Origin of the sequence: Kitasatospora griseola (genome assembly GCF_044999035.1) — a bacterium.
Taxonomy (GTDB): Bacteria; Actinomycetota; Actinomycetes; order Streptomycetales; family Streptomycetaceae; genus Kitasatospora; species Kitasatospora griseola.
The window spans coordinates 3,958,375-3,978,635 of record NZ_CP173360.1 but is presented as its reverse complement, the minus strand read 5'-3'; the positions used below and the strand labels follow the sequence as shown (position 1 = coordinate 3,978,635).

Annotated in this window: 21 protein-coding genes and 1 rRNA gene; 15 read left to right on the top strand and 7 right to left on the bottom strand. The window is 71.4% G+C overall.

Translation table 11 applies throughout. The annotated features are described in order from the left end of the window. The first annotated feature begins 43 nt into the window (after positions 1-43). Positions 44-160, top strand: a 5S ribosomal RNA gene (rrf, locus tag ACI1MP_RS17850). A 99-nt stretch (positions 161-259) separates the two neighbouring features. On the opposite strand, the gene ACI1MP_RS17845 is transcribed toward rrf, so the two are convergent. Continuing rightward, entirely contained in the window at positions 260-1,033 is a 774-nt protein-coding gene (locus tag ACI1MP_RS17845; protein ID WP_380339650.1) for an SDR family oxidoreductase, read from the bottom strand. Between the two features lie 98 nt (positions 1,034-1,131). On the opposite strand from ACI1MP_RS17845, the gene ACI1MP_RS17840 reads away from it, so the two are divergent. The 9 genes from ACI1MP_RS17840 to pstB all read left to right on the top strand — a co-directional run bounded on the left by ACI1MP_RS17840 (position 1,132) and on the right by pstB (position 11,577). Then, positions 1,132-1,767, top strand: a complete 636-nt coding sequence (locus ACI1MP_RS17840; RefSeq protein WP_380339653.1) for a TetR/AcrR family transcriptional regulator — start codon at positions 1,132-1,134, stop codon at positions 1,765-1,767. Positions 1,768-1,797: 30 nt separating this feature from the next. Further along, positions 1,798-2,718: a mycothiol synthase gene (mshD, locus tag ACI1MP_RS17835; RefSeq protein WP_380339656.1), complete on the top strand. Its 921-nt coding sequence runs from the start codon at positions 1,798-1,800 to the stop codon at positions 2,716-2,718. Positions 2,719-3,004: 286 nt separating this feature from the next. Next, positions 3,005-5,365 carry an RNA degradosome polyphosphate kinase gene (locus ACI1MP_RS17830; protein WP_404869010.1) on the top strand — a complete coding sequence of 787 codons (2,361 nt, stop codon included), beginning with the start codon at positions 3,005-3,007 and terminating at the stop codon, positions 5,363-5,365. 91 nt (positions 5,366-5,456) lie between these two features. Next, positions 5,457-6,527 carry a CHAD domain-containing protein gene (locus tag ACI1MP_RS17825; RefSeq protein ID WP_380339662.1) on the top strand — a complete coding sequence of 357 codons (1,071 nt, stop codon included), beginning with the start codon at positions 5,457-5,459 and terminating at the stop codon, positions 6,525-6,527. A gap of 38 nt (positions 6,528-6,565) precedes the next feature. After that, positions 6,566-7,090, top strand: a complete 525-nt coding sequence (locus ACI1MP_RS17820) for an NUDIX hydrolase (RefSeq protein WP_380339665.1) — start codon at positions 6,566-6,568, stop codon at positions 7,088-7,090. 230 nt (positions 7,091-7,320) lie between these two features. Beyond that, a complete protein-coding gene (gene pstS, locus ACI1MP_RS17815; protein WP_380339668.1) occupies positions 7,321-8,454 on the top strand; it encodes a phosphate ABC transporter substrate-binding protein PstS in 1,134 nt (377 codons plus the stop codon). A gap of 168 nt (positions 8,455-8,622) precedes the next feature. Then, complete coding sequence (pstC, locus tag ACI1MP_RS17810) at positions 8,623-9,606, top strand: phosphate ABC transporter permease subunit PstC (protein ID WP_380339671.1); 984 nt, start codon at positions 8,623-8,625, stop codon at positions 9,604-9,606. 73 nt (positions 9,607-9,679) lie between these two features. Next, positions 9,680-10,759 (top strand): phosphate ABC transporter permease PstA, encoded by a 1,080-nt coding sequence (pstA, locus tag ACI1MP_RS17805; protein ID WP_380339674.1) that lies wholly within the window; start codon positions 9,680-9,682, stop codon positions 10,757-10,759. A gap of 41 nt (positions 10,760-10,800) precedes the next feature. Then, on the top strand, positions 10,801-11,577 hold the full coding sequence (gene pstB, locus ACI1MP_RS17800; RefSeq protein WP_043915557.1) for a phosphate ABC transporter ATP-binding protein PstB: 777 nt from the start codon (positions 10,801-10,803) through the stop codon (positions 11,575-11,577). Between the two features lie 142 nt (positions 11,578-11,719). Here the strand turns inward: pstB and ACI1MP_RS17795 are convergent, their stop codons facing one another. Continuing rightward, the gene (locus tag ACI1MP_RS17795) at positions 11,720-12,715 is read right to left on the bottom strand and encodes an anion permease (protein WP_380339679.1); all 996 of its coding nucleotides are present in this window, start codon (positions 12,713-12,715) and stop codon (positions 11,720-11,722) included. A 5-nt stretch (positions 12,716-12,720) separates the two neighbouring features. Then, complete coding sequence (locus ACI1MP_RS17790) at positions 12,721-13,341, bottom strand: DUF47 domain-containing protein (RefSeq protein ID WP_035864866.1); 621 nt, start codon at positions 13,339-13,341, stop codon at positions 12,721-12,723. 254 nt (positions 13,342-13,595) lie between these two features. Here ACI1MP_RS17790 and ACI1MP_RS17785 point away from each other — a divergent pair, with 254 nt between their 5' ends. Next, positions 13,596-13,952 (top strand): metal-sensitive transcriptional regulator, encoded by a 357-nt coding sequence (locus tag ACI1MP_RS17785; RefSeq protein ID WP_380339682.1) that lies wholly within the window; start codon positions 13,596-13,598, stop codon positions 13,950-13,952. A gap of 24 nt (positions 13,953-13,976) precedes the next feature. Here ACI1MP_RS17785 and ACI1MP_RS17780 read toward each other — a convergent pair whose 3' ends face one another. After that, entirely contained in the window at positions 13,977-14,156 is a 180-nt protein-coding gene (locus tag ACI1MP_RS17780) for a hypothetical protein (protein ID WP_100587608.1), read from the bottom strand. A gap of 121 nt (positions 14,157-14,277) precedes the next feature. After that, entirely contained in the window at positions 14,278-15,108 is an 831-nt protein-coding gene (locus ACI1MP_RS17775) for a hypothetical protein (RefSeq protein ID WP_380339685.1), read from the bottom strand. A gap of 150 nt (positions 15,109-15,258) precedes the next feature. On the opposite strand from ACI1MP_RS17775, the gene ACI1MP_RS17770 reads away from it, so the two are divergent. Beyond that, complete coding sequence (locus ACI1MP_RS17770) at positions 15,259-15,456, top strand: hypothetical protein (protein ID WP_363476399.1); 198 nt, start codon at positions 15,259-15,261, stop codon at positions 15,454-15,456. Positions 15,457-15,489: 33 nt separating this feature from the next. Here ACI1MP_RS17770 and ACI1MP_RS17765 read toward each other — a convergent pair whose 3' ends face one another. Next, positions 15,490-16,227, bottom strand: coding sequence for a phosphatase PAP2 family protein (locus ACI1MP_RS17765; RefSeq protein WP_189277965.1), 738 nt, complete (start codon positions 16,225-16,227; stop codon positions 15,490-15,492). A gap of 176 nt (positions 16,228-16,403) precedes the next feature. Further along, the gene (locus ACI1MP_RS17760) at positions 16,404-17,456 is read right to left on the bottom strand and encodes an NlpC/P60 family protein (RefSeq protein ID WP_380339690.1); all 1,053 of its coding nucleotides are present in this window, start codon (positions 17,454-17,456) and stop codon (positions 16,404-16,406) included. Between the two features lie 248 nt (positions 17,457-17,704). On the opposite strand from ACI1MP_RS17760, the gene ACI1MP_RS17755 reads away from it, so the two are divergent. The 3 genes from ACI1MP_RS17755 (at position 17,705) to ACI1MP_RS17745 (ending at position 20,259) form a co-directional block, all read left to right on the top strand. Continuing rightward, a complete protein-coding gene (locus tag ACI1MP_RS17755) occupies positions 17,705-18,052 on the top strand; it encodes a hypothetical protein (RefSeq protein ID WP_043915564.1) in 348 nt (115 codons plus the stop codon). 115 nt (positions 18,053-18,167) lie between these two features. After that, positions 18,168-18,989, top strand: coding sequence for a hypothetical protein (locus ACI1MP_RS17750; RefSeq protein WP_404869009.1), 822 nt, complete (start codon positions 18,168-18,170; stop codon positions 18,987-18,989). Further along, a complete protein-coding gene (locus tag ACI1MP_RS17745; RefSeq protein WP_189277970.1) occupies positions 18,979-20,259 on the top strand; it encodes a hypothetical protein in 1,281 nt (426 codons plus the stop codon). The genes ACI1MP_RS17750 and ACI1MP_RS17745 overlap by 11 nt, the downstream gene beginning before the upstream one ends. The last annotated feature ends 2 nt before the right edge of the window (positions 20,260-20,261 follow it).

Here is a 20,261-nt window from a genome sequence, read left to right as displayed (position 1 = left end):
TCTTGTGGGGTGTGCGGGTTCCGGTTCGACAGTTTCATAGTGTTTCGGTGGTCATAGCGTGAGGGAAACGCCCGGTTACATTCCGAACCCGGAAGCTAAGCCTCACAGCGCCGATGGTACTGCAGGGGGGACCCTGTGGGAGAGTAGGACGCCGCCGAACAATTATTCAGGGAAAGCCCCCCGCCTTTACGGCGGGGGGCTTTTTCGCGTTCCCGGGCTTTCGGGGAATCGGGCCGGAGCGGATCAGGGTGCCCGGAGGTCAGAGGTGGGAGCCGCCGGTGGCGTCGATGGTCTGGCCGGTGATCCAGCGGGAGTCGGGGGTGGCGAGGAAGGCGACGATGTCGGCGATGTCGTCCGGTCGGCCGACTCGGCCGAGGGCGGAGAGGCCGGCGGCGTGGGCCTGGGCGGCCGGGTTGTCGCGGAGCCAGGAGGCGTTGACGTCGGTGTCGACGATGCCGGGGCGGACGGAGTTGGCGGTGATGCCGCGGGGGCCGAGCTGAGCGGCGAGGTTGAGGGTGAAGTTGTCGAGGGCGCCCTTGGTGGCGTTGTAGGCGATGATCTCGGGCATGGCGATCCGGGCGACGCCGCTGGAGATGTTGATGATGCGCCCGCCGTCGCGGAGCCGGGGCAGGGCCTGCTGGGTGAGGAAGAACGGGGCGCGGACGTTGACCGCGAAGACCTCGTCGAACTCGGCCTCGGTGAGCTCGGCGAGGGCGGAGCTGCGGCCGATGCCGGCGTTGTTGACCAGGATGTCGAGCTTGCCGTCGGGGGTGTACTCGCGGCCGGCCCGGTCGAAGGCGTCCCAGAGACGGGCGGCGTCGCCGTGGCTGCCGAGGGGGGCGTGGACCAGGAAGGCGCGGCCGCCGTCGGCGTGGATCTTCTTCAGCACGCTGGTGGCGGCGTCGTGGTCGCGGGCGTAGCCGAGGGCGACGGTGGCGCCGTCCTGGGCGAGGCGTTCGGCGATGCCGCGGCCGATGCCGCGGGAGGCGCCGGTGACCAGGGCGATCTTGCCGTCAAGTGCGCGTGCAGACATGGTGGTTGACCCATCTCTCAGTTATTGAGTGACCGTTCAAGAAAGAACGTAGCACGGGTCGACGCACTTTCTTGAGTGATCGCTCTAAAATGGGTGCCATGACGACGACTGCAGGTGCGAGGCGGGGCCGTCCGCCGGCCTTCGACCGGGCGGCGGTGCTGACGGCGGCGACCAGGCTGTTCTGGGAGCGGGGCTACCAGGCGACCTCGGTGGGCGAGCTGACCGGGGCGATGGGGATCAAGCCGGGCAGCCTCTACGCGGCGTTCGGCGACAAGGAGTCGCTGTTCCGCGAGGTGGTGCGGGCGTACCAGCAGTCCCCGGCGGGCGAGTTCGTGGGGGTGGCGTTCGCGGAGGAGCCGACCATCCGGGCGGCGTTCGTCCGGATCCTGCGGGAAGCGGCGCGGGTCTACTCGGATCCGGCGCACCCGGCGGGCTGCCTGGTGATCAGCGCGGCCGCCAACGTCGCCGCCCAGGACGACGAGGTGGCGGTGTTCCTGCGGGACCTGCGGGCGGCGAACCTGGCCGGCTTCGAGGAGCGGCTGTCCACCGCGAAGCGGCTCGGGGAGCTGACGGCCGACGCGGATCCGACCGCGTTGGCGCGCTACTTCGGTGCCGTCCTGCAAGGCATGTCGCAGCGCTCCCGGGACGGCGCGGACACGGCGGAGCTGACGGCGACGGCCGAACTGGCGATGGCGGCCTGGCCCGTGGCGGGCACCGGCACTACGGCCTCCTGAAAGCAGGTCGGAGGACGTACGCTCGGCAGTATGCAGACTGCTGAGAACACGTCAGGTGGGAGCCGGGTCGAACGCGTCGAGGTGCTGACGGCGGAGCAGGCCGAGGCGGTGCGGGAGTTGCTGGCGGAGGCGGCCCGGACGGACGGCCGGGAGGCGGTCTCGGAGGCGGGCCGACTGCGCATCCGCCCGGACCGCCCCCGTCCGGGCGTGCGGCACCTGGTGCAGCTGGCGGACGGCCGGGTCACGGGATACGCCCAGGTCGAGGGCGAGCACCCGGGAACGGTCGAGCTGACGGTGGCCCCGCCCGAGCGCGGCCGGGGCCTGGGCGGGTCCCTGGTGCACGCGGTGCTGGACGGTGCGGACGGCGAGCTGAACTTCTGGGCGCACGGTGGCCTGCCGGCCGCCCGGCACCTCGCCGAAGTCCACGGTGCGGTGCTGGTGCGGGAGTTGCGGCAGATGCGGCGCACCGCCGAGGCGCCGGAGCCGGTGGCGATGCCGGCCGGCGTCGAGCTGCGGACCTTCGAGCCGGGCCGGGACGAGCAGGCCTGGCTGGCGCTCAACGCGCTGGCGTTCGCGCACCACCCGGAGCAGGGCTCGTGGACCGAGCAGGACCTGGCGGAGCGGATGGCCGAGCCGTGGTTCGACCCGAAGGGCTTCTTCCTGGCCGAACGGGACGGCAGGCTGGTCGGCTACCACTGGACGAAGATCCAGCCGGACGGCCTGGGCGAGGTCTACGTGGTCGGCGTGGATCCGGCGGAACAGGGCGGCGGCCTGGGCAAGGCGCTGACCGCAGCGGGCCTGCGGCACCTGATCCTGGAGCGCGGGCTGCCCACCGTGATGCTGTACGTGGACGCGGACAACGCGGCGGCCGTCCGGGTGTACGAGCGCCTGGGCTTCGCCGTCCACGAGGTGGACCTGATGTACCGCTGGGAGCCCTCGGCAGGCCGCTGAGCCGGGCGGTCGCCGGGCGGACGGGGCCGTCCGGTAACCGCCACAGGGGTGACGGACTCAGCTTTCCTCCCGGCCATGCGGTGTTTACCGTGGATTCAATTGGCGCCGCGAAGATCACAGAATGTCGTCCGTATTGCCCCGTCCGCGTCACCGCTCCACCCGCCGCCCGGCCGGGCCGGTTCCGGCTGCGCCGGGTGGGTGGTCGTGGGTCGACGAGGACGATCAGCATGCGGAGGCGTGTCCTTCGTCCCGCCGGGACCGCGTCCTGCAGGAGGAGCTGGAACTGATGAGCATCCCGCGCCCCGTCCCCGATTCGGCCGTCGCCGAGTCCAGCACCGAGCAGAAGCCGGCCGTCCGGTCCGGTGGGAAGGCCGGGTCCCGGGCCGGCGGCAGGGCCGCGGCCAAGGATCCGGCGAAGGATCCGGCGAAGGAGACGAAGCCGCGGTCCGCGGCGCGTGCCAAGGCCGAGCCGGCTGCGCCGGCCGAGCAGGCGCGGGCGGCCTCCGCACTGCCGGCCGCGGTGGCGTCGGCGTTCCTGGCGGGTGGCGCGGACGGGCACGGCGCGGAAGGGACGGAGCTGCCGCAGGGCCGGTTCCTGGACCGTGAGCGCAGCTGGCTGGCGTTCAACGAGCGGGTGCTGGAGCTCGCCGAGGACCCGAACATCCCGCTGCTGGAACGGGCCAAGTTCCTGGCGATCTTCGCGTCCAACCTGGACGAGTTCTTCATGGTGCGGGTGGCGGGGCTGAAGCGCCGGATCGCCACCGGGGTCGCCCAGCGGTCGGCGTCGGGGCTGCAGCCGCGCGAGGTGCTGGACCTGATCTGGCGCCGCTCGCGCGAGCTGATGGCCCGCCACGCGGCCACCTTCCAGCAGGAGGTGCTGCCGGACCTGGCGGCCGAGGGCATCGAGCTGGTGCGCTGGCCGGACCTGGCGGAGACCGAGCAGGCCCGCCTGCACACGCTGTTCCGGCAGCAGATCTTCCCCGTCCTGACGCCGCTGGCCGTCGACCCGGCGCACCCGTTCCCGTACATATCGGGGCTGTCGCTGAACCTGGCGGTGGTGGTGCGCAACCCCGTCTCGGGGCACAAGCACTTCGCCCGGGTGAAGGTGCCGCAGCTGCTGTCGCGCTTCCTGGAGGCCTCGCCGCAGCGGTACGTGCCGCTGGAGGACGTGATGGGCGCGCACCTGGAGGAGCTGTTCCCGGGGATGGAGGTGCTCGCCCACCACGCGTTCCGGGTCACCCGCAACGAGGACCTGGAGGTGGAGGAGGACGACACCGAGAACATCCTGAAGGCGTTGGAGAAGGAGCTGATGCGGCGCCGCTTCGGGCCGCCGGTGCGCCTGGAGGTCGAGGAGTCCATCGACCCGTACATCCTGGACCTGCTGGTGCGGGAGCTGAACATCACCGAGGCGGAGGTCTTCCCGCTGCCCGGCCCGCTCGACCTGACCGGCCTGTTCGGCATCGCCGACCTGGACCGGCCCGAGCTGCGGTACCCGAAGTTCGTGGCGGGCACCGCGCGCGGCCTGATCGACGTGGAGTCGGCCTCCCAGCCGGACATCTTCGCCGCGATGCGCGAGCGCGACGTGCTGCTGCACCACCCGTACGACTCGTTCTCCACCTCAGTGCAGGCGTTCCTGGAGCAGGCCGCCGCCGACCCGCACGTGCTGGCGATCAAGCAGACGCTGTACCGCACCTCCGGCGACTCGCCGATCGTGGACGCGCTGATAGACGCCGCGGAGTCCGGCAAGCAGGTGCTGGTGCTGGTGGAGATCAAGGCGCGCTTCGACGAGCAGGCCAACATCAAGTGGGCCCGCAAGCTGGAGGAGGCCGGCTGCCACGTGGTGTACGGCCTGATCGGGCTGAAGACGCACTGCAAGCTGTCGCTGGTGGTCCGCCAGGAGGGCGACACACTGCGCCGCTACTCGCACGTCGGCACCGGCAACTACCACCCGAAGACCGCCCGGCTGTACGAGGACCTGGGGCTGCTGACCTCCGACCCGCAGGTCGGCGCGGACCTCTCCGACCTGTTCAACCGGCTGTCCGGCTACTCGCGCCGCGAGTCGTACCGGCGGCTGCTGACCGCGCCGCGCGGGCTGCGCGACGGCCTGGTCGCCCGGATCAACGGGGAGATCGCGCACCACCGGGCCGGGCGGCCCGCCTTCGTCAAGATCAAGGTCAACTCGATCGTCGACGAGGTGGTCATCGACGCCCTGTACCGGGCCTCGCAGGCCGGAGTGCCGGTGGACGTGTGGGTGCGCGGCATCTGCGCGATCCGGCCGGGCGTGCCGAGCCTGAGCGAGAACGTCCGGGTGCGGTCGATCCTCGGCCGGTTCCTGGAGCACTCCCGGGTGTTCGTGTTCGGCAACGGCGGCGACCCGGAGGTGTGGATCGGCAGCGCCGACATGATGCACCGCAACCTGGACCGCCGGATCGAGGCGCTGGTCCGGGTCACCGACCCGGCGCACCGGGCCGAACTGAACGGGCTGCTGGACCTCGGCGTCTCCGACGAGACCGACTCCTGGCACCTCGGCCCGGACGGCGCCTGGATCCGCCACGCGCAGGACGCCGAAGGCCGCCCGCTGCGGCACGTCCAGGACCTGCTGATCGACTCACGCCGCCGCAACCGCGGCTCCGCCGCCGCACGCTGAGCGGCACCCCGCCCGCGCCGGGAGCCTCCCGGCGCGGGCGGCATGCAGCCCCGGGGCAGGCCCGGGGACGGAATCGGGGAGAGCCACAGCCATGACCGATGCGCCGACGACGGCCCCGGTGGCGCGCGCCGCGACCGCCGGGGAGGTCCTTGCCGGCTACCTGACCGCCCAGGCGGGCGTGTTCCTGCGCGCCCTGCCGCAGGCGGTCGGCGAGGCCGGGTCGAGACCGGGGGCGCTCCCGGCGTCGGCACAGGCCGCGGACGACCTGCTGCGCGCGGTGCGCCGGATCGGCGGGGCCCTGCACACCTTCGCGCCGGTCTTCGACCCGGCGTGGGCGCAGGAGTCGCGCACCGAACTGCGCTGGCTGATCGACCTGCTCGCGCAGGAACCCGGCTACCGGCGCCGGGCCGACCGGCTGCTCGGCGCCCTCGACTCGCTGGCCGACACCGCCCCCGACGGGGCCGGCATGCTGGCCGGCCACCCGGGCGCGCCGAAGGCCCGGGCGCTGCTCGAACGCCAGCTGACGCTGGCCCGCACCCGCGCGCACACCGCGCTGCTGCAGGAGCTGCGCTCGGCCCGGCTGCACGCGCTGGCCGACCGGATGACGCTGCTGGCCGGCGAGGTGCCGCTGGTGCCGGAGGCCGCCGCCGAGCCGGCGGTGACGCTGCTCCCGCGGACCGCGGCGGCGCTGGGCGCGCTGGTCGCGGCGGCCGAGCGGCTGCCGTGGCAGCGCTCCGCGCAGGCGTACGCCGGGGCCGGGCTGCACCGGCTGGGCGCGGCCGGGACGGAACCGGACCTGGTGCCGGCGCCGCGCGGCGCGGCGGACGCCGACGTGGCGCTGGCGGCGGACGACGCGCCGTGGCTGCGGGCCCGGATCCTGGTGAAGCGGGCCCGGTACGCGCTGGAGGTGTGCAGCGCGCCGGACGGCGAACTGCTGGAGCTGGACCGGGTGCTGGGCCACCATCAGGAGGCGTCGGACGCGGCGGTCACGGTCGCCACGGCCGCCCGCACGCCGCGGATCACCCCGGCGACGGCGTACGTGCTGGGCGTGGTGCACGCCGATCAGCGGCTGGACGTGGAGGCCGCCCGGTACGCTTTCGGGCGCCAGTGGCCGGCGGTGGCCCCCGGGCTGGCCGGCCCGGCCGCGGTGGTGTCGGACTGAACCCTCGATCCCCTCTCCGGACGGACCGCGTGCCGCAGTTGCCCGATCGCCCCGCCCCGTCCGCCCGAGCCCGGGCGGGCGGTGCCCGCACCGACCGCCGTCCGGCGGCCGGCGCCCGGTCGACGGTGCTGGCGGCGGGCGCGGTGCTGTGGGTGCCGGGGCCGCTGCGCAAGGACGGCAGCCGCAAGAAGCCGCGGGTGGCGCTGGTGCACCGGCCCAAGTACGACGACTGGAGCCTGCCGAAGGGGAAGCTCGACCCGGGCGAGGGCTGGCGGACCGCGGCGCTGCGCGAGGTGCGGGAGGAGACCGGGATGCGCTGCGTGCTGGGCCCGGAGCTGCCGACCCAGCACTACCTCGTGCAGGGCCGGCCGAAGGAGGTCCGGTACTGGGCGGCGGTGCCGACCGGCGGGGCGTTCCGGCCGAACCGTGAGGTGGACCTGTTGGAGTGGCTGCCGCCGCGGCGGGCCAAGGAGCGGCTGACGCACGCCCGCGACCGGGTGCTGATCGACGCGCTGCTGGAGCTGCTGCTCGACCGGGAGCCGGGCCCCGTCGCGCACGGGTGAGGCGCGGTCCCGCGGCCGGGTGATCTGCCCGCGCCCGACCTGTGACGCAACCGTTACTACCGGCCAAGGTTTCCTGACATCCGTCCGAGGTTCACTCCCCGTTCATTTGCGACGGGCTGACGCGTCACCTGTTCTACCTAACTTCGGGTTTACCGGAGGGCCGGAAGGGCCCCGGACCACAGCAAATCCGGTCGTTCGGAGACCGGTATTGCCTCAGAAAGGGACACCCTGTGAACCTGCGGAACGGCCGCTCCAAGGCCCTCGCCATCGGTGCCGTCGCGCTCGTCTCCACGCTGTCGCTGTCCGCGTGCGGCACGGACGACAACACCAAGACCACCACGGGTGGCTCGTCCTCCGGGGCCCCCGCGGCCGCCAAGATCGCCTGCGCCGACAAGGGCGGTGCGCTGCTCGCGGCCGGCTCGACCGCGCAGACCCCGGCGATCGACGTCTGGAAGGCCGCCTACGGCGCCGCCTGCTCCACCACCACCCTCACCTACGGCGGCGGCGGCTCCGGCGCGGGCGTCACCCAGTTCAACCAGGGCAAGGTCGCCTTCGCCGGCTCCGACGGCGCCCTGAAGCAGTCCGAGATCGACGCCTCGAAGGCCGTCTGCACCGGTGGCCAGGGCATCGACCTGCCGATGGTCGGCGGCCTGATCTCGATCGTCTTCAACGTCGAGGGTGTCGACAAGCTGGTCGTGGACGGCCCGACCCTGGCGAAGATCTTCGACTCGCAGATCACCAAGTGGAACGACCCGGCGATCGCCGCCCTGAACCCGGGCGTCAACCTGCCGGCCGCCGACATCCAGGCGATCCACCGCTCCGAGGACTCCGGCACCACCCAGAACCTGACCGCCTACCTGGCCAAGGCCGGCGGCGGCAACTGGAAGTACCCGGCCGCCAAGGCGTGGGCGGGCCAGGGCGGCCAGTCCGCGAACGGCTCCGCCGGTGTCGCGGCCCAGGTCAAGCAGGTCAAGAACTCGATCTCCTACGTCGAGCTGTCCTACGCCCAGACCAACAAGCTGAACAGCGCCGCCATCGCCACCGGTGCCGCCAAGCCGGTCGAGGCCACCGCCGCCAACGCCGCCACCTCGCTGGCCAACGCCAAGGTCGTCGGCACCGGCGCGGACCTGGCGCTGGACATCGACTACGCGACCAAGGCCGAGGGCGCCTACCCGCTGACCCTGGTCACCTACGAGATCGTCTGCGACAAGGGCAACAAGGCCGAGACCCTGCCGGCTCTGAAGTCCTTCCTGAACTACACCGTCAGCGACGCGGGCCAGCAGGCCATCGGTGCGGTCGGCTACGTGCCGCTGCCGAAGGAGCTCGCCGGCAAGGTGAAGACCCAGATCGACGCCCTCGCCTGAGGCTGAGCGGCGACCGGCCGGGCGGCCCCCGAAGGAGGGGGAGGGGCCGCCCGGCCGGGCAGCGCACCGATCGCACCACCCGCACCACCCACCACCAGAACGTCCGGGGCACCGCCGCCAAGGTGCCGCCCTCCGCGGGGCAGCGCCGCCAGACCGGAGTAAACGATCATGACTTCTTCCTCCCCCGCCGACGCGCGGGGACGGACCCCACGCCGCCGTGGCGACAGCCGCCGCGGTGACGCCGTGTTCTTCAACCTCTCCCGCGGTGCGGGTGTCCTGCTGCTGGTCGTCATGGCCGCCATCGCAGGCTTCCTGACCTACCGTTCGGCCCTCGCCCTGGGCAAGAACGAGGGCAACTTCCTCACCACCTTCGAGTGGACGCCGGACGCCGCCAAGCCGGTGTTCGGCATCGCCGTGCTCACCTTCGGCACCCTGGTCAGCGCGCTCATCGCGATGGCCATCGCGGTCCCGGTCGCGGTCGGCATCGCGCTGTTCATCTCGCACTACGCGCCGCGCCGGATCGCCCAGCCGTTCGCCTACCTGGTGGACCTGCTGGCCGCCGTCCCGTCGATCGTCTACGGCCTGTGGGGCGTGCTGTTCCTGGTGCCGCACATGGACGGCCTGACCAGCTGGATGGACCAGTACCTCGGCTGGACGTACATCTTCGGCCAGACCAACTCCGGTGTCCCGGCGCGCAACCTGTTCACCGTCGGCATCCTGCTGGCGATCATGGTGCTGCCGATCATCACCGCGGTCACCCGCGAGGTGTTCCGCCAGGTCCCGCGGATGCACGAAGAGGCGGCGCTCGCGCTCGGCGCGACCCGCTGGGAGATGGTCCGCACCGCGGTGCTGCCGTTCGGCCGCCCCGGCATCATCTCCGCGTCGATGCTAGGCCTGGGCCGCGCGCTCGGCGAGACCATCGCGGTCGCCACCGTGCTGTCCACCAACAGCAAGCTCTCGCTGCACCTGCTCGACCCGGGCGGCGGCACCTTCGCCGAGAACATCGCGCTGAAGTTCAACGAGGCCCAGCCGCTCGGCCGGGACGCGCTGATGGCCTCCGGCCTCGTCCTGTTCGTGATCACGCTGCTGGTGAACGGCGCCGCCCGCGTCATCATCGCCCGCCGCAAGGAGTACTCGGGGGCCGCCGCATGAGCGAGCGAAGTGAGTTCATCATCAAGAGGTGCGCGTGTGCGAAGCGCTCGCCGAGCGCCGGCGAGGTGGGCGCATGAGCACCACCGTCACCGTCACCGACGCCACTCCTCCGCAGCTCAGCCACCGGCTGACCGCGGCCCGGCTGCCCCGCTGGGCGCCCGCCGGCATCGCCGGGGGCTCGATCGTCCTCGGCTGCGCCATCGGCGCCGTCGCCGACCTCAAGAGCCACCTGCAGTGGGGCCTGATCTCCGCCCTGCTCTTCCTGGCCGCCAGTTACGCCGTCTCGGCCTCGGTCGAGGGCCGCCGGCAGGCCAAGGACCGTTTCGCCACCTCGCTGGTGTGGGTCGCCTTCATCTGCGCCGTGGTGCCGCTGGTCTCGCTGACCTTCTACACCGTGCAGCAGGGCATCGGGGCGATCACCCCCGAGTTCCTCAGCCACTCGATGAAGGGCGTCGTCGCCACCCTCAGCCCGGACGGCGGCATCTACCACGCCATCATCGGCACCGTCGAGCAGGTCCTGCTGGCCACCCTGATCGCCGCGCCGATCGGTCTGCTCACCGCCGTCTACCTGGTGGAGTACGGCCGCGGCCGGCTCGCCAAGGCGGTCACCTTCTTCGTCGACGTGATGACGGGCATCCCGTCGGTCGTCGCCGGTCTGTTCATCCTCTCGCTCTGGAACATCCTCCTCGGCTTCGAGTACTCCGGTTTCTCCGGCAGCCTCGCGCTGGCGATCCTGATGATGCCGGTCGTGGTCCGCTCGACCGAGGAGATGCTCAAGCTCGTCCCGAACGAGCTCCGGGAAGCCTCGTACGCGCTCGGCGTGCCGCGCTGGAAGACCATCCTGCGGATCGTCCTCCCCACGGCCATCGGCGGAATCACCACCGGTGTGATGCTGGCGGTCGCCCGCATCACCGGTGAGACCGCCCCCGTGATGATGCTGGTGTTCGGCGCCGACTTCATCAACAGCGACCCGTTCAACGGGCCTCAGCAGTCGCTGCCGCTCTACATCTGGCAGCAGTACTCGCAGGTCAACAACGAGTTCGGCTACTCGCGCGCCTGGGGCGCGGCGCTGGTGCTGATCGCCTTCGTGATGGGGCTCAACCTCATCGCCCGGGGCATCGCACGCTGGCGCTCGCCCAAGGGCGGACGCTGACACCGACTGACGTACGAACAGACGAGAGAAGACGAAAGATCATGGCCAAGCGCATCGACGTCAGCGGACTGTCCGCCTACTACGGCTCCACCCGCGCCATCGAGGACATCTCGATGACCATCGAGCCCCGCTCGGTGACCGCGTTCATCGGCCCCTCCGGCTGCGGCAAGTCCACCTTCCTGCGCACCCTCAACCGGATGCACGAGGTGATCCCCGGCGCCCGGGTCGAGGGCAAGGTGATGCTCGACGACGAGAACCTGTACGGCGCGAACGTCGACCCGGTCGCCGTCCGCCGCTCGGTCGGCATGGTGTTCCAGCGGCCCAACCCGTTCCCGACCATGTCGATCTACGACAACGTGGTGGCCGGCCTGCGGCTGGCCGGCGTGAAGAAGAAGTCCGTCCTGGACGGCGTGGTGGAGCGGTCCCTGCAGGGCGCCAACCTCTGGAACGAGGTCAAGGACCGCCTGAACAAGCCCGGCGCGGGCCTGTCCGGCGGCCAGCAGCAGCGCCTGTGCATCGCCCGGGCGATCGCGGTCGAGCCCGAGGTGCTGCTGATGGACGAGCCCTGCTCGGCCCTCGACCCGATCTCCACCCTCGCCATCGAGGACCTGATCGGCGAGCTGAAGTCGCAGTTCACCATCGTGATCGTGACCCACAACATGCAGCAGGCGGCGCGCGTCTCCGACCGCACCGCGTTCTTCAACCTGGCGGGCGTCGGCCAGCCCGGCAAGCTGATCGAGCTGGACGACACCCAGCGGATCTTCTCCAACCCGTCGGTCCAGGCCACCGAGGACTACATCTCCGGCCGCTTCGGCTGACCGGCTCCGCCGCCTCCCGGCGGCGGAGCGCACCAGCTGCTCCGCGGTGCTGCATGGCGGTGCCGCCGCGGAGCCGACGAAGGGCCCGCCCCCGTGCTGTGGGGGCGGGCCCTTCCGCCGTACTGCCGTGCCGGGGCCCGGTCTAGAGGACCAGCAGGTTGGTGATGCCGAACATCGCTGCGGCCACGATCGCTGCCGCCGGCATGGTGATGAACCAGCCCATCACGATGTTCTTCGCGACACCCCAGCGGACCGCCCGGACCCGCTTGGTGGCGCCCACGCCCATGATCGCCGAGGTGATCACGTGGGTGGTGGAGATCGGCGCCGCGTAGACGAACGAGGTGGTGTACATGACCGCGGAGGCGGTGGCCTCGGCGGCGAAGCCCTGCGGCGGGTCCAGCTCGATGATCTTCCGGCCCAGGGTGCGCATGATCCGCCAGCCGCCCGCGTAGGTGCCCAGCGAGAGCATCATGGCGCAGGAGATCTTCACCCAGATCGGGATGCCGGTGCCGGAGTGATGGCCGGAGATGGTCAGCGCCATCACCACGATGCCCATGGTCTTCTGGGCGTCCTGCAGGCCGTGTGCCAGTGCCATCGCGGCCGCCGAGGCGGTCTGCGCCACCCGGAAGTTGCGCTTGGCCTTGTGCGGGTTGGCCTTCTTGAAGATCCACAGGATCGCCAGCATCACCAGGAAGCCGCCGATCAGGCCGACGATCGGCGAGATGATCATCGGAAGGATGATCTTATCGACCACCCCGTGCCAGATCACTTCGGTACCGCCGGCCAGCGCCGCGCCCACCATGCCGCCGAACAGCGCGTGCGAGGAGGAGGACGGCAGGCCGAAGTACCAGGTCACCAGGTTCCAGGCGATGGCGCCGACCAGGGCGGCGAACAGGATCGCCATGCCCTTGGAACCGGTGGGGGTCTCGATGATCCCCTCGGAGACGGTCTTCGCCACCCCGCTGCCGAGGAAGGCGCCCGCCAGGTTCATCACCGCGGCCATCGCCAGCGCCGCCCGAGGGGTCAGCGCCCGGGTGGAGACCGAGGTGGCGATGGCGTTCGCGGAGTCGTGGAAGCCGTTGGTGTACGTGAAGAAGAACGCCACGCCGACAACGACGATGAGTGCTGCCATGTCCACGGAGCTCAGGACTCCTTGACGGCGATGGTCTCCACCGTGTTGGCCACGTGCTCGAACGCGTCGGCGGCCTCTTCGAGAACGTCCACGACCTGCTTGAGCTTCAGCACCTCGATCGCCTCGTACTGGCCGGAGAACAGGTGGGCCAGCAGCTTGCGGTGGATCTGGTCCGCCTGGTTCTCCAGCCGGTTGACCTCGATCCAGTACTCGGTGAGGTTCGACATCGACCGCAGGTTGGGCATCGCCTCGGCGGTCAGCTCGGCGGCCCGGGCCAGCACCTCGATCTGCTGCTCGATGCCCTTCGGGAGGGTCTCGATGTCGTACAGCACGACCAGGTCGACGGCCTCCTCCATGAAGTCCATGATGTCGTCCAGCGAGGACGCCAGCGTGTAGATGTCCTCCCGGTCGAACGGCGTGATGAAGGACGAGTTCAGCTGGTGGAAGATCGCATGGGTGGTGTCGTCCCCGGCGTGCTCGGCGGCGCGCATGCGCTCGACGATCTCCGCGCGGGCGGACACGTCCGAGCCCAGTAGTTCCAGCAGGAGCTTCGATCCGACGACAAGGTTCTCCGCCGCGGCGGCGAACATGTCGTAGAAGCTCGTCTCCTTCGGGGTCAGGCTAAAACGCACGGAAATCTCCGATGTGCGGGGTCGGTACTTGACGATGCTAGGCGCACGAATGCCGTGTCCGGGTACGGGGCTGCCGACGCGCGCCCTAAGTGTGTCCCAGGACACGCCGGTTTGCTCCCGCTCTGCACGGGGATCTCTGAGCTGACGCCCGGACGGCGGAACACCAGGCCGGTGCCGGATGTTGGAGACTGGGGGCACCTCCCGGCCGAAGGCCGGGGGAGGGCCGAGTACCGAAACCAAGAGGGCGGACCGGGATGACCACCATCGACACCCCCAGCACCGACACCCCACCGGCGTGCCACGGAGCGGGGCAGGGCGCCGGGCCCCACGGCTACAGCGGCGACAAGGAAGCACACCTCAAGCGACTGCGCCGGATCGAAGGTCAGATCCGCGGCCTGCAGCGGATGGTCGACGAGGACGTCTACTGCATCGACATCCTCACCCAGGTCTCCGCCTCCACCAAGGCCCTCCAGTCCTTCGCGCTGGTCCTGCTGGAGGAGCACCTGGCGCACTGCGTGGCGGCCGCAGCCGCCGCGCAGGACGGCGGCGAGGAGCTGAACGCCAAGGTCGCCGAGGCCAGCGCGGCCATCGCGCGGCTGCTGCGCACCTGAGCCGCAGCGCCCGCTGACGCCCGATCAGCCGTCCGTGCCGGACGGCCGTTCGTCGTCCCTGCGCAGCAGCACCTCGTCGATCTGCTCGGCGGCCAGCCGTTCCGCGCGGCTGGCCGAGGCGGCGATCATCAGCTCACCGGCCAGGTCGATCTCGTCCAGCGCCGTGCTGTCGTGGCCGCCGGTGCCGCTCTCCCCGGTTGCCATTGGCCTCCACCCCTTCCACGCCCCGTCCGTGTCGACCCGACCCCGTACCAGCGTAGGCAGCGGGAGGCCGGCCCACATGGCACGGACGGGCCATCTCTGGTGTCCGAAACGGGTGGGGCGGTCACTTCGGGGAGGGCGAGGGCTTCATCGACCAGAGGTCCGCGGCGGACGGCTCGGCGGCGTCCACCGGCCTGCCGAAGTCGGTCAGCGACAGCGTGGAGACCACCTTCACCTGGTCCTTCGCGGCGGTGGAGCCGGCCACCCCGGCGAAGGTGAAGTTCTCCACCACCTTGTGCAGCCGCCCCTGGCCGTCCAGCCAGACCTCGTACGGGACCTCCTTCACGGTGAAGGTCTGCCCGGCCATCCGCAGGCCGTCCGCGCCGCGGCCGCCGGTCGCGTCGGCGGCCTTCACCAGGTCCAGGGTGCCCTTGAAGTGCTTCAGCTCCACGCCGTCGACCGTCTCGCTGCCGACCAGATCGGCGGTCTGCGCGCCGCGCAGCGCGCCCGCCGCGGTCGCCGGGTCGGTGGCGCCGGAGCTCACCAGGTTGCCGTCCGGGAGCTGGCGGACGTCCAGCTTGACCCACTTGCCCTCGGGGATCTTGGCGCCGGTGTTCTGCAGGTAGACCGTGCCGGGCAGCACCACCTCGGTGATCCTCCCGTTGGTGGCGGCCCCCGGCGGGACGTCGATCTCCAGCCGGCCCAGCCGCTTCACGTAGTCGTAGCCGCCGGTGCCGTGGAACACCGCCTTCTTCTCCGCAGACTCGGTGGTCAGCTCGGTGGCGACGTGCGCCGAACCGGTGCGGCCGGTGATGTCGGCGGCGGAGCGCACCGCGGTCAGCGGGTCGGCGGACAGCTGGTCGGCCGAGCTGTCCTGGTTCTGCCCGCCGCCGGTGCAGGCGGTCAGCAGGCCGGCGAGCACGGCCGCGGTGGCGGCCCGGTTGAGCTTCTTCACGTCTTCGACAACCCCCTGGCCCCGGACGGCCCGGCCAGCAGCCGCCCCGGATGGACAGCGCGCCTGCCAGGCAAACGAGTTGGGGCGCGGAAGGTTACGTACGGCGAACTCCGGGAGACGCGTTCCGCCGTGTGGCCCGGGAGGACTACCGTGACTGCTGTGGCAGACCGGCAGCCGGAGACGACCGGCGTGGCAGCGCGGAACGACCATCGGACCGAGGTGGTGGAGCGCGGCTCCTTCTGCTTCGCGCAGTGCGACTGCGGCTGGTTCGCCCCCGGGCGGCGCTCCCGCGACAAGGCCCGGCGGGACGCGGCCGCGCACCAGGCCGATCCGGAGCCGGGCGACTGAGGGATGCTCCCGCGGGCCTGTTCCGGCGGGCTGTCAGGCGGCCAGGTCGGAGTCCCGGTCGCGGTCCCCGCGTCGGCGCAGGCGGGCCGCACGGCCGCCGGTCGGGGCGGCCGACCGGCGTCGGCCGCCGGCCGCCGCCGGGGCCTTGGCCACCACCAGCGGGCGCAGCGCCGTGCGGGACAGCGCATGGCAGAGCGGCACCAGTACGGCCATCGCGATCGGGGCGAGCAGCAGCACCACGGCGGTGGCCAGCGCGTAGCCGCCGATCACGTCGGTCGGGTAGTGCACGCCCACGTACATCCGGCAGAAGCCCTGCAGCAGGGCGAGCGCGCCGGCGGCCGCGCCGAGCTTGCGGTTGACCAGGAACAGGGCGACGGCGATGCCCATCGACATCGCGGAGTGGTCGCTGACGAAGGAGAGGGTGTCCTCCTTGCCGGGGACCAGCACGTCGATCTCGGGGTGGTCGACGAACGGGCGGGGCCGGTTCACGATGGCCGAGATCGGCAGGTTGGCGAGCTCGGAGATGGCCACTGCGATCGGCGCCCACAGCACGCCGGCGACGGCGACCGGTGCGTCGGGCCGACGGCGGGCGCTCAGCCAGGCGGTCAGGCCGATCGCGGCCAGGCCGATCAGGATGCCGTACTCGGCGGTCCAGGCGACCAGTGAGTCCAGCCAGCCGGGCGCGTCGGCGGCCAGACTGTTGACGGCCTTGAGCAGGCCGAGGTCGGGGTCGCCCGAACCGGCTCCCGCATCGGCGAGCAGCGTGGGCACGCCGCACCTCCCTGTCCGCATCTCCGCAGTGTTACCGGTCCGTGCGGCCGGGTGCGGACGTCCGGCAGCCTCCTGAGTCAACGCGATCGGGGCGGTCGGGGGTTCCGTCGAAACGTGCTGTTATGCAAACTTGACTCAGCGTCCACCCCGCATGCACATGCCTAGCGGACGGTTCGTCAGCTCTTTGCCGGTCCTTGACTCGCCGTGATGGTGCCGTCGTTCTTGTTCCGGGTGGGCAGCGCGGCCGCGCCGTCCGGGGTGACCCGGGTCGCCCCGATGTAGTCCCGCTGGTTGATGGTGTCGTAGCGGACCTTGGCGCCGGTGTGCGGGGCGTCGATCATGTAGCCGCCGCCGACGTAGATGCCGACGTGGTGGATGGTGCGCGGGTCCTCCAGGTCGTTGGCGAAGAACACCAGGTCGCCGGGCCGGAGTTGGTCCCGGGACGGGTGCGGCCCGCTGTACCACTGGTCGTTGGCCACCCGGGGCAGGTCGATGCCCACGCTCTTGAACGCCACCTGGGTCAGGCCCGAGCAGTCGAACCGCCCGTCCTCCCAGGTCTGCCCGGTGCCGCCCCACATGTAGTCGATGCCGAGCTTGCTCTGCGCGAAGTAGATCGCGCCCGCGGCCTCCTTGGACAGCGCGAGCTGCACGCCCGGGTCGGGCGGCGCGGTGAACGACTTGGCCAGCGACTGGATGCTCTTCACGTACCCCTGGGTCTCCTTGTACGGCGGGATGCCCTGGTACTTGATCACCGCGTACGGCCCGGCGTTGTACGCGGCCAGCATGTTGGCCTGCGGGTCGCCCGGGACCTTCGCGACGTCCTTGGCCAGCTCGCAGTCGTAGCTGGCGGCGGAGGCGATCGCGTCGCTCGGGTTCCAGATGTCCCGCTTGCCGTCGCCGTCACCGTCGACGCCGGACGTGCTCCAGGTGCCCGGCATGAACTGCGCCAGCCCGTTCGCCCCGACCGGGCTCTTCGCGTTCGGGTCGAAGCCGCTCTCCTGGTACAGCTGCGCGGCCAGCAGCGGCGCGGAGATCTCCGGGCAGAGCGCGCCCCACTTCTGGATCTGCGGTCGGTACTGCGCCGGCACCGTTCCACTGGACAGCGACAGTTGGCCGGAACGCTCCGGTGCCCCACTGGCCGCGTACGTCCCCAGCGTCACCACTCCGACGAACCCGATGGCCACCACCGCGACGGCGGCACCAGCGAGTCGAGCCTTCCCGAGTGCCATCCCGCACCATCCCGACGGATCGTCAGCTGCCCTGCCCTGTTGCGTTATTGCCCGGTGCAATCATCACAGATACCAGGGGCGGGCAGTATCCTCGAACTACCGGACATCCTGGCGGAGGCGTCCGGCCGCCACGAGCAATCCGCGAGAAGCAGCCAAGTCGACGTCAGATCTGGCCAAGAATAGGACCTGCCCCTTCGCTCGACCGTGGTCCGGGGCCTTGAATTTTCCTGATCGGGCGGTGAGATGGGATGAACCTGAACGTGGACAGCAGTGCGATCCGGTACCTGGCGGAGGACCCGCCGAAGAAGGCCAACATCGACACCATTATCGGCGGCATCGCCCCCGACTGGGGCCCGTTCGCCTCGCTCGGCTCCTCGGCCCGCGTGATGGTCCAGGTCGTCATGGCCGTCGCCATCCTGCTCTGCCTGGGCATCGCCATCTGGGGCGCTGCCAAGCAGCGGATCGGCGCCACCGCGATGCGTGACACGTTCAGCGCCGAACAGGGCAAGGGGCTGATCATCGCCGGCCTGACCGGCGTGTTCATCATCGGTTCGCTCGGCACGCTGTTCACCATTGTCTACGGCATGGCCATCTGACGATCGGACAACTTCCGTCCCATTCGCGCTGGTCCACGGTCCGCGCGCCGACACCGAGAACACCCGTCACGCCGCCGCACCCCCCACGCGGAGGCGCCGCACCAGGAGGGCCCCCGTGCCGTTGTCCGACGACCAGCCGCACACCCGTACGCGGCTACCGGTCGCCGAACAGACCGCCCCCGTGACCGGCCGTCAGGCCCGTCCCCTGCGCACCCTCCTGGCCGTCCTCGGCGTCGTCACCCTACTGGTCGTCGCCGTCGCCATCGCCAACCGCGACAAGGCCGTCCCCGACCGCAACCCCGCCGCGAGCTCCGGCGACCGCGCCCGCAACGGGACCGCCCCCGCCGCCGACCGCACCGCCGCCACCGGTCAACAGCCCGTCACCACCACCGCCAACGGCATCGCCACCGGCTACCCCCACACCGATCAGGGGGCGCAGTCCGCCGCCGCCAACTACGCGGTCGCGCTCGGCTCCACCGACATGTTCCGCCCCGACACCCGCCACACCGTCCTCGCCACCCTCGCCGACCCCACCGTCCTCCCCACCCTCCAGTCCCGACTGGACCAGGCGTTCTCGCCGGAGACGGTGACCCGGTTCGGCCTGGACGCGCAGGGCCGCGCCCCGAAGGGGCAGCTCTTCGTCAGCCGGATCGTCCCGGTCGGCACCCGCACCACCAACAGCGCCGACACCGCCACCAAGGTCGACGTCTGGTGCACCGGCCTCTACGGCCTGGCCGGCGAGGACTCCACCCTCCCGGTCAGCCAGGACTGGTACACCCTGACCATCACCATGCGCTGGACCGGCAGCGACTGGAAGCTCACCGACTACTCCCGCGCCGCGGGCCCCGCCCCCCTGCCGGGCGACAACCAGGCGGCCACCGCGAAAGAGATCGCCGATGCCGTCCAGCAGTTCGGAGGGTTCCGCTATGCCCGCTGACGCGTCCAGACTGCGTTTCCTGGGCCGGGCCGGGGTGCTCGGCGCCGCCCTGAGCAGTCTTCAACTCACGGCGCTGGTGGTCGCGCAGCGGGTCGCTGCCGATCCGTCGCCCGGTGCGAGTCCGAGTGTGTCCAAGTGCGCCGGACAGGACGCCACCGTCCTCGGTGCCGACAAGCTCTGTGCTCCTCCCGGGACGACCGTGATCCCCGGTGGGGATTCGGTTTCCTCGGTGACGGACCCGCTGGGCTCGTTGGCGAAGGGGTGTGCGCAGGCGGCGGCCTGGGTGGTGCGGCAGTTGGCGGGGGCGATCGACGGGACGACGAAGGTCGATTTCACCAACGCGGCGTTCCTGCAGCAGTACGCGGTGGTGTTCGCGGTGTCGACGGTGGTCACGCTGGTGCTGTGGCTGCTGGCGGTGACGAAGCGGGCGGTGCGCGGGGCTCCGTTGGGGCAGGCGTTCGGCGAGGCGGTCGGGTTCCTGTGGTTGACGGTGATCGCCTCGGCGTTCACGCCGTTGATCCTGTTCACGGTGGTGACCGTCACCGACGGGATGACGGATGCGATCGCGGCGGGGACGAAGTCCGACACGGGGACGTACCTGGGCGGGTTCGCGGACACCTTGGACAAGGGCAGCATGGGCGGTGGCCCGCTGATCCTGATCATCGTGTCGTTGGTGGCGGTGCTGGCCGCGGCGGTGCTGTGGATCGAGCTGGTGATCCGGGCGGCGATGCTGTACGTGGGCGCGCTGCTGGGGACGGCGGTGTACGCGGGGCTGGTGGACAAGCAGCTGTGGAAGCACGTGCGCCGGTGGGCCGCGATGATGCTGGCGATCGATCTGGCGAAGCCGATCATCGTGATCATTCTGGGGCTGGCGGGTGCGGTGGCGACCGGCACGGGCGCGGACGACGACTTCGCGCGGGTGCTGAGCGGGCTGGCGATCCTGTTCCTGTCGATTTTCGCGAGCGCCGCGGTGTACCGGTTCGTGCCGGGCTTCGGTGACGAGATGCTGTCGATGCGGCGGGCCCGGGCGAGTGCGGTGCAGGCGGGCAGTGCGATGATCAACGGCCCGGCGAACTTTGTGAAGCAGGGCATTTCGACCCACGGCTCGCGTGGCGGCCCGCAGGCCGGGGGCGGCTCCCCGGGCGCCGGTGGCGGTGGCGGGGTGGCCCCGGGCATCGCCGCGCACGCGTCCCGGCCCGCCGGCCCGGGTCGGCAGGCGGGTCCGCCCGCGCAGTCCCAGGCCCCGGTCAACAACCCGAAGGGAGGGTGACG